General features: G+C 37.1%; 12 protein-coding genes and 1 pseudogene. 8 read left to right on the top strand and 5 right to left on the bottom strand.

Features of this window, described 5'->3' with window-relative positions; genetic code table 11:
- Positions 1–53: 53 nt before the first annotated feature.
- Positions 54–647 (top strand): hypothetical protein, encoded by a 594-nt coding sequence (locus tag ES711_RS09735; protein WP_146893047.1) that lies wholly within the window; start codon positions 54–56, stop codon positions 645–647.
- A 59-nt stretch (positions 648–706) separates the two neighbouring features.
- Here the strand turns inward: ES711_RS09735 and lpdA are convergent, their stop codons facing one another.
- Both lpdA and ES711_RS09725 read right to left on the bottom strand, forming a co-directional pair.
- Positions 707–2,107: a dihydrolipoyl dehydrogenase gene (gene lpdA, locus ES711_RS09730; RefSeq protein WP_146893045.1), complete on the bottom strand. Its 1,401-nt coding sequence runs from the start codon at positions 2,105–2,107 to the stop codon at positions 707–709.
- Positions 2,108–2,346: 239 nt separating this feature from the next.
- Entirely contained in the window at positions 2,347–2,805 is a 459-nt protein-coding gene (locus ES711_RS09725) for an Lrp/AsnC family transcriptional regulator (RefSeq protein ID WP_146893350.1), read from the bottom strand.
- Between the two features lie 168 nt (positions 2,806–2,973).
- Here ES711_RS09725 and ES711_RS09720 point away from each other — a divergent pair, with 168 nt between their 5' ends.
- The 5 genes from ES711_RS09720 to ES711_RS09700 all read left to right on the top strand — a co-directional run bounded on the left by ES711_RS09720 (position 2,974) and on the right by ES711_RS09700 (position 7,399).
- Complete coding sequence (locus ES711_RS09720; RefSeq protein ID WP_146893043.1) at positions 2,974–4,176, top strand: aminotransferase class I/II-fold pyridoxal phosphate-dependent enzyme; 1,203 nt, start codon at positions 2,974–2,976, stop codon at positions 4,174–4,176.
- A gap of 289 nt (positions 4,177–4,465) precedes the next feature.
- Positions 4,466–5,965 carry a Na+/H+ antiporter NhaC gene (gene nhaC, locus ES711_RS09715; RefSeq protein WP_146893041.1) on the top strand — a complete coding sequence of 500 codons (1,500 nt, stop codon included), beginning with the start codon at positions 4,466–4,468 and terminating at the stop codon, positions 5,963–5,965.
- A 142-nt stretch (positions 5,966–6,107) separates the two neighbouring features.
- The gene (locus ES711_RS09710) at positions 6,108–6,752 is read left to right on the top strand and encodes a peroxiredoxin (RefSeq protein ID WP_146893039.1); all 645 of its coding nucleotides are present in this window, start codon (positions 6,108–6,110) and stop codon (positions 6,750–6,752) included.
- 94 nt (positions 6,753–6,846) lie between these two features.
- Positions 6,847–7,161, top strand: coding sequence for a thioredoxin family protein (locus tag ES711_RS09705; protein WP_146893038.1), 315 nt, complete (start codon positions 6,847–6,849; stop codon positions 7,159–7,161).
- Entirely contained in the window at positions 7,142–7,399 is a 258-nt protein-coding gene (locus ES711_RS09700) for a DUF6952 family protein (protein WP_146893036.1), read from the top strand. Before ES711_RS09705 ends, ES711_RS09700 begins: the two co-directional genes overlap by 20 nt.
- A gap of 73 nt (positions 7,400–7,472) precedes the next feature.
- Here ES711_RS09700 and ES711_RS09695 read toward each other — a convergent pair.
- Positions 7,473–8,056: pseudogene (locus tag ES711_RS09695) on the bottom strand (fasciclin domain-containing protein).
- A 154-nt stretch (positions 8,057–8,210) separates the two neighbouring features.
- Here ES711_RS09695 and ES711_RS09690 point away from each other — a divergent pair.
- A complete protein-coding gene (locus ES711_RS09690) occupies positions 8,211–8,462 on the top strand; it encodes a putative signal transducing protein (RefSeq protein WP_146893034.1) in 252 nt (83 codons plus the stop codon).
- Between the two features lie 32 nt (positions 8,463–8,494).
- On the opposite strand, the gene ES711_RS09685 is transcribed toward ES711_RS09690, so the two are convergent.
- The gene (locus tag ES711_RS09685) at positions 8,495–10,120 is read right to left on the bottom strand and encodes an ABC-F family ATP-binding cassette domain-containing protein (protein WP_146893032.1); all 1,626 of its coding nucleotides are present in this window, start codon (positions 10,118–10,120) and stop codon (positions 8,495–8,497) included.
- 239 nt (positions 10,121–10,359) lie between these two features.
- Here ES711_RS09685 and ES711_RS09680 point away from each other — a divergent pair, with 239 nt between their 5' ends.
- Positions 10,360–11,787 carry a hypothetical protein gene (locus tag ES711_RS09680; protein ID WP_146893030.1) on the top strand — a complete coding sequence of 476 codons (1,428 nt, stop codon included), beginning with the start codon at positions 10,360–10,362 and terminating at the stop codon, positions 11,785–11,787.
- A 48-nt stretch (positions 11,788–11,835) separates the two neighbouring features.
- Here the strand turns inward: ES711_RS09680 and fsa are convergent, their stop codons facing one another.
- Positions 11,836–12,489, bottom strand: coding sequence for a fructose-6-phosphate aldolase (fsa, locus tag ES711_RS09675; protein WP_146893028.1), 654 nt, complete (start codon positions 12,487–12,489; stop codon positions 11,836–11,838).
- Between the last annotated feature and the right edge of the window lie 63 nt (positions 12,490–12,552).

Here is a 12,552-nt window from a genome sequence, read left to right as displayed (position 1 = left end):
AGTTGAAAATCATAAACGCGCAATTGTGCCTTCATCTTTAACCTACCTGTATTTTGAGAGCTATACTAAACGATATTGTCCCACGATTACAACCATTCGAATACGCACTGCATTATGACACGCAGTTTATAAATCAAAAGTGGGTTTTAATTAATGGCATTGACGAAGCCAAGGCAGTGTATCTTTTTAAACCTAATAATGTACTGCTAATTTCTGAAGATAATCAGGTGACCAAAACCCGTTGGAGTTTTATTAACTCCAATTTCATTTCCATTACTACGGCAGATGGTATGATCTTGATTAAAGCGTATTATAAAGACAAGGACATGTTAGTATTGAATCAAAAGGAATCTGAAGACTATGCGTTCTTTATCAATTCCAGCGCCTATGAAACTACCATCGACACTAAAGAGGATGTGCAACAATACTTTAAGGACAAGTATCTTAAAAAGGCTACTCAACTCATTACTGAGCATCAGTTTTACTATATTCAACGTTTTAAGGAATATGGACCCTATACTTTAAAAGAGCTTTTAAAGAAGGTGAAAAACAAGGCTGTCAACGCATATTGTTTAGTTAGAGATGTCAATGAGTCCGATTACACCCATAAACTTCGCATTATTGATTTGATGCATGAACTCAATTAAAGCAAAAAAGGCAAATCCTAATGGGTTTGCCTTTTTCAATTCTGTATAATTTTGTGTGTTTAAATATGTAACGCTCTGTCTTCAGTCGCCGCTAGTGCTGCTTCTTTGGTAGCTTCAGCAAATGTAGGATGCGCATGAGACATACGGGCAATATCTTCTGCTGATGCTCTGTATTCCATCGCAACCACAACCTCTGCAATCATATCAGCTGCACGTGCGCCAATCATATGAACACCTAATATTTCATCTGTAGTTTTATCTGCAAGAACTTTAACAAAACCGTCCAAATCCATACTCGCTCTGCTTCTGCCTAAAGCACGCATCGGAAATTGGCCTGTTTTATAAGCAACACCTGCTTCTTTCAATTCTTCCTCAGTCTTCCCTACCGCGGCAACTTCTGGCCAAGTGTAAACCACGCCTGGAATTAGGTTATAGTCGATATGTGGTTTCTGACCAGCGATAACCTCAGCCACCAAAGTACCTTCTTCTGAAGCTTTATGGGCTAACATTGGGCCTTTAATCACGTCACCAATCGCATAAATATTCTTAACGTTGGTTTGTAAGTGTTCATTTACTTCAATTTGGCCTCTGTCGGTCAATTTTACACCAGCAGCTTCAGCATTTAAGCCATCAGTAAAAGGACGGCGCCCTACTGATACCAAACAATAATCACCTTTAAATTCAACTTCTTCACCTTTTTTATTGTCCGCTTTAACAATCACTTCATCGCCATTGCGTTCTACAGATTTCACTTTGTGAGAGACGTTCACATTGAATTTAGCTTTCTTAAATACCTTAGTCAACTCTTTAGACAATCCCGCGTCCATAGTAGGGATGATACGATCCATATACTCAATGACGGTCACTTCAGATCCTAATCTTCTGTACACCTGACCAAGTTCCAAACCAATAACTCCACCACCAATAACAATAAGATGCTTTGGAATTTCTTTCAACTTTAAAGCTTCAGTAGACGTAATTACGCGCTCTTTATCTAAAGTGATAAATGGTAAGCTTGATGGTTTACTTCCTGTAGCGATAATGATATGTTTTGCTTCAATTTCTTCTGTTTTTTCACCTGTTACAGTGATATGGGTAGCATCTTTAAATGCTCCTATGCCTTGATAAACATCAATTTTGTTTTTCTTCATCAAGAATTCAATACCCACAGTAGTTTGATCAACTACCGACTGTTTACGGGCAATCATTTGTTTAAGATTCACTTTAATATCACCAGGAATATCAATACCGTGCTCCTCAAAATGCTTAACTGCATCTTCATAATGATGTGAAGAATCTAAAAGCGCTTTACTTGGGATGCAACCTACATTAAGGCAGGTGCCGCCAAGTGTTGCATATTTTTCAATAATTGCAGTTTTCATGCCTAATTGTGCGCAACGAATTGCAGCTACATATCCTCCAGGACCAGAGCCAATAATGGCTACATCATATGAATTCATAAAATTGTTTTTTGATGTTTGTTAAATTCAACCACAAAAATACGATTTTGATTCACGTTTTACGAATAACCACCTAGGATTTTAAAAAACTTTGAAGGGATGACAGTCGCTCCTACAAGATTAATAAAAAGGTGCCCTACACTATTAAGATAGGTAGATATTGGTGTGCATTTTGTTTGATAGCAGTAGAACTTAAAAATAGATCTTCGTTTGATGACTAGGAAAGCCCTTCAAATACGTCATATCATGATGGCGGTTGTATGTTTCACCTCATTGATTACAAACATGCTGTGAGTGCTTCCTATATGATTGATCGAGGTTAATTTGTTGACCATAAATTCCCGGAACGCCTCCATATCTGAAACAATAACTTTTAAAAGGTAATCATAGTCTCCACTGATATGGTAACATTCCATCACTTCTTCCAAATTCGCTACTTCTCGCTCAAACTTAATGACATAATCTTGGGTATGCTGCACCAATTTAATATGGCAAAACGCTAAAAAATTCTTGTTTGCTTTTTCCTTTTGAATCAAGGCCACATAATTAGAAATCACTCCTTCCTTTTCCAGTTTCTTAATCCGTTCGTAGACTGCTGTAACAGAAAGATTCAATTTATTGGACAGCTCCTTGTTGGTTTGTTTACTATTGGCTTGAAGGAGTTTCAACAGTTTTTTATCGATGGCATCAAAATTCATAAAGGAAAATTTTTCTAATGAAACACAAAAATATGACATAAAAAAGATTTAACCTCTAAAAAACTACTATATGTTAGATTTATTATCTAACATTACTCACATCTATTGATTAATCTTCTAAAAAAAGGGATATTTGATTCAAATATTCACCTAAATTATAATATACTTATGGCATTCAAACCAGCAAATAACATACAAGATTTACAATATTTTGGAGAATTTGGAGGTGTCAACCCTTCCATATCCGACTCTTCAACCTACACCTTTCTATCGGCAAAAACCATGTTCGACACGTTTGAGGGCAACGCAGATGGGTGCTACCTTTACTCGCGTCATTCAACCCCTTCCAATCTGCATTTAGGTCAAGCTTTGGCTGCTATGGAAGGCACAGAAACCGCTAATGTAACTGCTTCTGGAATGGGCGCTATTACGGCAGTATTGATGCAATTGTGTGGCGCTGGAGATCATATTGTATCTAGCCGCACAATTTATGGCGGCACGTATGCCTTTCTGAAAAACTTTACGCCTCGTTTTAATATTGAAACCTCGTTTGTAGATATTACCAAGTTGGAAACTGTAGAGGCCGCAATTACTGCAAAGACAACAGTTTTGTATTGCGAATCCGTAAGCAACCCCTTATTGGAAGTTGCGGATATCAAAGCTTTATCCGCACTGGCAAAAAAGCATAACTTAAAGTTGGTGGTAGATAATACCTTCTCACCATTGTCCATCTCGCCTATCCAATTGGGAGCGGATATCGTGATTCACAGTTTAACCAAATTTATTAACGGCTCTAGTGATACTGTTGGAGGGGTGGTTTGTGGCACGCAACAATTTATTGACGACTTAAGAAGTGTCAATGACGGCGCCTGCATGCTTTTGGGCTCTACCATGGACAGTTTACGAGCGGCTTCTATTTTAAAGAATTTAAGAACCTTGCATATCCGTATGCAACAACACAGCGTGAACGCTAAATATTTAGCCGAAAAATTTGAAAAGGACGGATTGAAAACGGTTTATCCAGGTCTCGAGTCACACCCATCACACGAATTGTTTAAAATGATGATGAATGAAAAATACGGGTTTGGAGGTATGCTTACGGTAGACGTTGGCTCTCTTGACAACGCCAATGCTCTAATGGAATTAATGCAAAAGCAAAACCTAGGATACCTCGCCGTGAGTCTAGGATTTTACAAAACCTTGTTTAGTGCACCAGGGAGTTCAACCTCTTCCGAAATACCTGAAGACGAACAAAGGGAAATGGGCCTTAGTGATGGCTTGATCCGATTTTCTATCGGTTTGGACGCGGATATTGAAAGAACCTATTCCATGATGCATGCCTGTATGAAAGAATTAAAAATAGTAGAGTAAGCCTTTTTAAAATTATACTAATGTGTTGATGTCCATATTTAACTTCACACTTCTCATTATCCTATTTGAAAAACACCAGTGTATATGCACTGGTGTTTTGGTTTGATTATTTATTATTTTTAGAATAATTGCTGACATTTTAAGACCATTCACCAATAGAATTCACCTTTAAGAAATTTTTAAAACTCAATCCTATAGCTTCAGATCTCAATTTGATTTGCATAGGTTTGCCTAAAATCGTAACATTACGTACTCGAACATTCACCTAATCAAAATACCAAACTTCTTAATGGAAAGTAAAGACATTAAACCAAGAGAACCTCAGGATGAACACATCATTGAAAATAAAGAACTTAATATTTGGGAAGCCCTAATTCCTGTGTTCGTTTTAGTAGGCATGCTTGCGTATAATGTGTATGTGTATGGAGGTGATGCTTTAGGAGGATCCAATCAATTTATATTATTATTGGGAGGTGCCGTTGCGGCTGTGGTAGGAGTTTTCAACAAAGTGAGCTTTGAACAAATGTTGGAAGAGGTCTCTGAAAACATTAAAAGTACCGGCAGTGCCATTCTCATTCTGCTCATGGTGGGTGCATTGGCTGGAACCTGGCTGATCAGTGGCATTATTCCGACCATGATTTACTACGGATTACAAATCTTAAATCCGACCATATTCCTAGCCGCCTGCGTCATTATTTGTGCGATTATTTCAGTTGCAACGGGCAGCAGCTGGACGACGTCAGCCACTGTAGGTATTGCATTGATAGGCATCGCAGAAGCCCTGGGTGTGTCTCTGGGCATGACGGCAGGTGCGATTCTTTCAGGCGCTTATTTTGGGGATAAAATCTCGCCAATGAGTGACACGACCAACCTAGCTCCAGCTATGGCTGGCACAGATTTGTTTACCCATATTCGCTATATGCTCTATACTACAGTACCAACACTTATTGTCACTCTGATCGTATTCATTGTTATTGGTTTAAACATTGACACCACAGGAACTGCAAATACTGAAAGTATCATAAAAGCTGTAGATGAAGCCATCAACGTGAGTCCATGGTTATTTGTAGTACCATTACTCGTCATCATATTAATAATCAGAAAAACACCGCCTCTAGTAGCACTTCTTATAGGCACGCTATCCGCGGCTGCTGCGGCACTCATTTTTCAACCTAATATTGTTGCCGCAGTTGGCGGCGGCGGCTCCTTAACATTTTATACAGGTTATAAAGGCCTTATGGATGCTATTACTATAGAAACCTCCATCCCAACGAATAATGAAGCTCTGAAAGATCTGTTCTCCTCTGGAGGCATGTCTAGCATGTTAGGAACAGTGTGGTTAATACTTTGTGCCATGGTATTTGGAGGTATTATGGATGGCATTGGTGCCCTGTCTGCAATTAGTAAAGCACTATTGAAATTATTTCACACCACATTTGGCCTTTTCGCAAGTACGGTAGCCAGTTGTTTAGCATTGAATCTTACGGCTAGTGATCAATATTTAGCAATTGTGGTACCAGGAAAAATGTATGCTCAAGCGTATCGCGATAAGGGACTTGCACCTGAAAATCTATCCAGAACATTAGAAGATAGTGGCACCGTAACTTCAGTATTAGTACCATGGAATACCTGTGGCGCGTACCACAGTGGCGTTTTGGGGGTAGATACCATGCACTATGCCGGCTATGCCATTTTTAACTGGTTAAGTCCGTTTATGACGCTTCTCTTTGCCGCCTTCCGAATTAAAATTAGACAACTCACCACGGCCGATCTTAACAAGCAAGCTTAATTAACCTAACATCTTAAAACAATTTTACCATAGCTAAAATTTATTGCAATATAATTTTATATAATAAATTACTATAGCTATTGCAAAACTAAAGAGATAGTTTTGTAGGAGAAAATAATAGTAATTTAAAATAAAATAGAATATGGCAATTGTAGGAAGAACATTTCCAAATTTATCAGTGAACGCAATGAATGAGATGGGTGACACCTTCAAACTTAACGTTCTTGAAGAAGCAAAAAAAAATAATAAAAAAGTTTTACTTTTTTGGTATCCAAAAGATTTCACGTTTGTATGTCCAACGGAGTTACACGCTTTTCAAGCAGCCATAGGTGAGTTTGAAAAACGTAATACGATAGTCATTGGTGCATCATGTGACACTGCAGAAGTTCATTTTGCGTGGTTGAGCACCTCTAAAGATAACGGTGGAATTGAAGGCGTTACTTATCCAATTTTAGCTGACTCCAATAGAAATCTTGCCTCTACGTTAGGGATTTTAGATATTACCAATGAAACTTACGACGAAGAAACAGGACATGTAACAGTAGATGGAGACAACGTGACTTACAGAGCCACTTACATCATTGATGAAGAGGGTACTGTAGTTCATGAAAGTGTTAACCATATGCCACTTGGTAGAAATGTAAATGAATTTTTACGTTTAATTGATGCTTACACGCACGTACAGGAAAAAGGTGAAGTTTGTCCAGCAAACTGGGAAGAAGGAAAAGATGCGATGCAAGCTAATGCCAAAGGTACTGCTGAATACTTAAAAGCGCACTTAAACTAATTTAGATTGTTATAAGATATGCAAAGAGGCAATCTTGAAGAGTGTATTAAGATTGTCTCATTTTCCTTAGTTAACTTTTTAAAAAACAGATATTATGGTAAAGGAATTAGAACAAGATAATTTAGAACAATTAGTGTCAGAAAATGATACTGTAGTGGTACAATATTCCGCTACTTGGTGTGGTAATTGCAGAATTATGAAACCAAAATTTAAAAAATTAGCAACGGAAAACGAACATATGACTTTTGTGATGGCTGATGCTGAAAAGTTTCCAGATTCAAGAAAATTGGCCTCAGTAGATAATTTACCTACGTTCGCCATCTTCAAAAATGGAGCTTTTGTTAATCAGGTACAGACCAACAAATATGAAGTTTTAAAAGATTTAGTCAATGAAGTTACCAGTAATTAAACACTTGACTCAATTTATTGAGGACAATGATGAAGATTTTGTAGTAGAGACTATCGAAACCTTGGAAAACCTAACCGAAGTGCCTTCTTTAAAAGATGAAGAGTTGGATGTTATTGGAGAGTTAATCTCTAATATGTACGGCGCCTTAGAAGTCCACAAGATGGTAAAGGATGGTACACCTAAAAAAGAAGCCTTAAACAGTTTTATGTCTCGTGTATTGGGATCTATTGACAAATAACTTCAGCATAAAAATATAAAAAGCCACTTCAATTGAGGTGGCTTTTGTATTACATATATTTAGTATTGTAAATCTATTTTTTAGCCCCTGGCAAAAGTACAGCATCAATGACGTGAATCACCCCATTCGATTGCATGACATCAGCAATGGTTACCATGGCAGAATTAGCATTTTCATCTGTAATATAAATAGCCTTACCTTTTTTAAAAGCCGTTAATGTTCCGCCGCTAACCGTTTTAATTGCCGCTTTCCCTTTCCCTTTCTTAATTAATTTTGATATTTCTTTAGCAGTCAATTTACCTGCAATTACGTGATAAGTTAAAATAGATTGCAACTGCGCTTTATTTTCTTTCATTACTAGGGTTTCCACTGTGCCCATTGGTAACTTATCAAAAGCTGCATTTGTTGGTGCAAACACGGTAAACGGTCCTTTACCAGACAACACGTCTACTAAGTCAGCTGCTTTAACGGCCGCTACTAAAGTAGTATGGTCTTTTGAATTGATCGCGTTCTCTACGATATTTTAGTTGGGAACATTTCAGCACCACCAACCATTTTGGTGTCTTGCTTCATCATCTTGTTTTGAGCAACACCTGTTAGTCCAATAAATAGTGCTCCAAATAATAAGGTTGCGGTAAATAATTTTGTCATTTTCATAGTTGTGAATTTTAAGTTTGTATTCTGAAACACTTACGATAATATTTAAATGACGGTTTTATATTTTCCGTTTTAATTTGATGGACTAAATGGCTTCGTTTTTATTCGCAATTAAATTTTTTGCGTATCTTACTTATGAATTAAAGATCACGACATGGCGGACACTAATTATATCAAAGTTTTTTCAGGAAATTTCATTTATGCACAAATGATCATCAATCGGCTGGAGGAAGTCGGCATCCGTGCCGTTGTTAAGGATGAGTCTGAATCCGGAAGACTGGCAGGCTTTGGTTCTCCTATTCAAGGGTTTCAAGACATTTACGTCAGTGAGGACGAACTTACCAAGGCTCTTCCTATTGTAGAGCTTGCAAATTCTGACTTAAAAGCACAAAAAAACCCTGAATAGACTCAGGGTTTATATTAAATATATTTTTAAGATTAGGCGTTTACTGCATACATCTTATCTCTTAATTCTTTTATTTTCTTGTCGTCCATATACTCGTCAAAAGTCATGTAACGATCAATAGCACCATTCGGAGTCAATTCAATAATTCTATTGGCTACGGTTTGTGCGAACTCATGATCATGAGTGGTGAACAGCACCGTTCCTTTAAAGTTAGCTAGAGAATTATTGAATGCTGTAATACTTTCCAAATCCAAGTGATTGGTAGGCTCATCCAACATTAATACATTAGCTCTCATCATCATCATTCTACTTAACATACATCGTACTTTCTCTCCTCCAGACAAAACATTTGATGTCTTTAAAGCTTCTTCGCCACTAAAGATCATCTTACCCAAAAAGCCACGAATATGAACTTCTTCGCGCTCTTCTTCAGTAGTAGCCCATTGACGTAACCAATCGACAAGTGTCAAATTGTTGTCAAAAAACTCACTATTGTCTAATGGTAAATAAGATTGCGTAGTGGTAATTCCCCAATTATATTCCCCTTTATCTGCTTTTTCCTTACCATTTAAAATTTGATAAAAGGCTGTGGTAGCTCTAGAATCTTTGGAGTAAACGACAACTTTATCGCCTTTCGCTAAGTTGATATCTACATTTTGAAATAATATCTCCCCTTCTAAAGATGCCGTAAGACCGTTGATGTTCAAAATCTGATCTCCAGCTTCTCTATCGCGCTCAAAAATGATGGCCGGATAACGTCGGCTAGAAGGTTTGATATCCGAAATGTTCAATTTCTCGATCATCTTCTTTCTACTAGTGGCTTGTTTAGACTTTGCAACGTTGGCAGAAAAACGACGTATAAACTCTTCCAATTCCTTTTTCTTCTCTTCAGCCTTTTTATTTTGTTGTGAACGTTGTCTCGCCGCTAATTGAGAAGACTCATACCAAAATGTATAGTTACCGGAGTAATGGTTAATTTTCGAAAAATCGATGTCAGAAATATGCGTACAAACCGAATCTAAAAAGTGTCTATCGTGAGATACCACAATCACACAGTTTTCGTAATTCGCCAAAAAGTTTTCTAACCACGAAATGGTTTCATAATCCAAGTCGTTGGTAGGCTCATCCATAATCAATACATCAGGATTTCCAAATAACGCTTGAGCTAATAAGACCCGTACTTTTTGTTTCCCATCCAAATCCTTCATCAACGTGTAATGGTACTCTTCTTTAATCCCTAAATTAGATAACATGGCAGCAGCGTTACTATCCGCATTCCATCCGTTCATTTCTTCAAATTGCACCTGAAGCTCACCAATTTTATCAGCATTTTCATCGGTATAATCCGCGTATAATGCATCAATCTGACTTTTAAGATTATAAAGAGGTTTGTTCCCCATAATGATGGTTTCCAATACCGTATGCTCGTCATACAAGTTGTGGTCTTGCTCCAAAACTGACATACGCTTCCCGGCCTCCAAATGCACATGGCCAGAAGTTGGGTCCATTTTGCCAGCTAATATTTTTAAGAAAGTGGACTTTCCGGCACCGTTAGCGCCAATAATACCGTAGCAATTGCCTTGGTTGAAAGAAGTGTTGACTTCGTCAAAAAGGATGCGTTTGCCAAACTGAACTGAAAGATTAGAAACTGATAACATTTTATAGGTTTTAAATAAGCTGCAAAAGTATAAAATTACAACCATTTTATGAAACTTATTGGTCGCTATTTAAGAGGTCAACTTACAGTGGTGAATATTCGGAAATATCAGTATCTACCTGAGATAAAAGACATTTACGACAGGGTATATCTAAACATTTAACAGCGCCTTAACAACAAAGTGCACAAACTAGTTTTATTTTTGTTTGCAACGCACCCAGCACCTAATCTTTTTAGTTTATGAGAATCTACATTATGTCATTAATGCTTTTGTCAATGCTCATGGGTTGCAAAAAAAACACTAATGATGCGGAAGGTGCTGCTTACTTTGGAGGTGAAATTATCAACCCAACCAACGACTATGTGTTACTTTACTCTCCAAACAGCCAATCTGAAACTTCGGACACTTTATTTTTAAACGAAAGCAATCGTTTTTTTACCAAGTTAGACCCACTACAATCTGGCCTTTACACGTTCATCCATGGTGGACAATACCAAATGGTGCTTTTAGAACCACAGGATAGTGTGATGCTGCGATTAAATACTATTGATTTTGACGAATCGTTGGTTTTTACAGGTTCAGGTGCTAAAAAGAATAATTTTTTAGTGAAAATATTTCTTGAAAATGAAGCCGATCAGGGCAATTTCATGAATATTTCCCAGATGCAACCAGAACGTTTTGAAAAATACATTGATTCTGCCCGCACTGAACGCCTTACTGAACTTTCCGACTTTTCCGATAAAAAAACGCTTTCTCCTCTTTTTGATAAAATTGCACAAACAAGTATTAATTATAGTTATTACAGCACCAAGGAAATGTATCCTTTTGCGTATTATGGTTACAGAAATTTAAGGAACTATAAAGAATTGCCTGCCCAATTTTACGCCTATAGAGATGATATCGACTACAACATTAGCACTCTTAGCGATTTCTTTATTTACAATCGCTTTTTATATTCCCATTTCAATAATATGGCTCTGGAAGAATTTTACGCAAATTCAGATGAGCAAGCCATCTTTAATAAAAATTCCGTGATTTATAATTTGGAGAAACTAAAATTGATGAACGATCGCGTTTCCAATGACACCATAAAAAATAAATTATTAAGAAATACGGCACGTGATTTTATTTCGGTTTGCGAAGACTCTACAGATGTGGCGGTAATTGTAGACTCTTACCTCAGCAAAAGCACCAACCCTCAAGATAAAGAATACATCCAAGGTTTAGCTACCGCTATTCGGAAATTGAAACCAGGCAAGGTTATTCCTGATGTCGACTTGGTAAATTATGATAACGAAGTCCTCGCGCTCAGCACCATCATTAGCAAGCCCACAGTTATTTATTTCTGGTCTTCTAATCTGAAGATACATTATAAGAACAGCCATTTTAAGATCATGGACTTAAAGAAAAAGTATCCTAATATTAATTTTATAGCCATTAACATCAACGATAATGATAAGAAATATTGGAAAAAAACTTTAGATGAATTCAAGTTTTCCAGTGAGAATGAATATCAATTTAAAGATCCTATCAACGCGAAGCAAACCCTGGTCATTAATAGTGTTTACAAAATGATTATGATAGATGAGGATTTACGCATTGTAGATACATACTACAACATGTTCCACAATACATTTGAAGATAAACTGAAAGAATTAAATCAATAAAAAAAGGCTCCGTTTTGGAGCCTCTTTTAATCTATAGGTGCTAAAAAATTAGTTTCCTTTGTTGTAGTCTGCTAAAAATTGCTCTAAACCGATATCCGTCAATGGGTGTTTCAACAAGCCTGTAATAGAACTTAATGGACCAGTCATAACATCAGCTCCTAATTTAGCACAATCAATGACGTGCATTGTGTGACGCACGGAAGCCGCTAAAATTTCAGTTTCAAAACCGTAGTTATCATAAATCATTCTGATTTCTGCAATAAGGTTCAATCCATCCGTTGAGATATCATCCAAACGACCAATAAATGGCGACACATAAGTGGCACCCGCTTTTGCTGCCAATAACGCTTGCCCTGCAGAAAACACTAAAGTCATATTTGTTTTGATGCCTTTATCGCTAAAATATTTACACGCTTTTACGCCGTCCTTAATCATTGGTAACTTCACCACAATTTGCTCATGAAGTTCCGCTAACGCTTCTCCTTCTCTTACCATGCCTTCAAAATCTGTAGCAATAACCTCTGCACTAACATCTCCATCTACCAAATTGCAAATGTTAACATAGTGTTTCATGATATTGTCCGTTCCTGTAATGCCTTCTTTAGCCATTAATGACGGATTGGTGGTAACACCATCTAAAATACCCATGTCTTGGGCTTCTTTAATTTGCTCTAAATTAGCGGTATCGATAAAAAATTTCATAGAAAATAATATATATTAGTTGTGTTTTTAAAGTGCTGCAAAGTTACAATTAATATGTACGAG

It is taken from the genome of Gelidibacter salicanalis (assembly GCF_007997285.1).
Lineage (GTDB): Bacteria > Bacteroidota > Bacteroidia > Flavobacteriales > Flavobacteriaceae > Gelidibacter > Gelidibacter salicanalis.
Note: the sequence above shows the minus strand (reverse complement) of the source record. Positions and strands in the feature narration are given on the sequence as shown.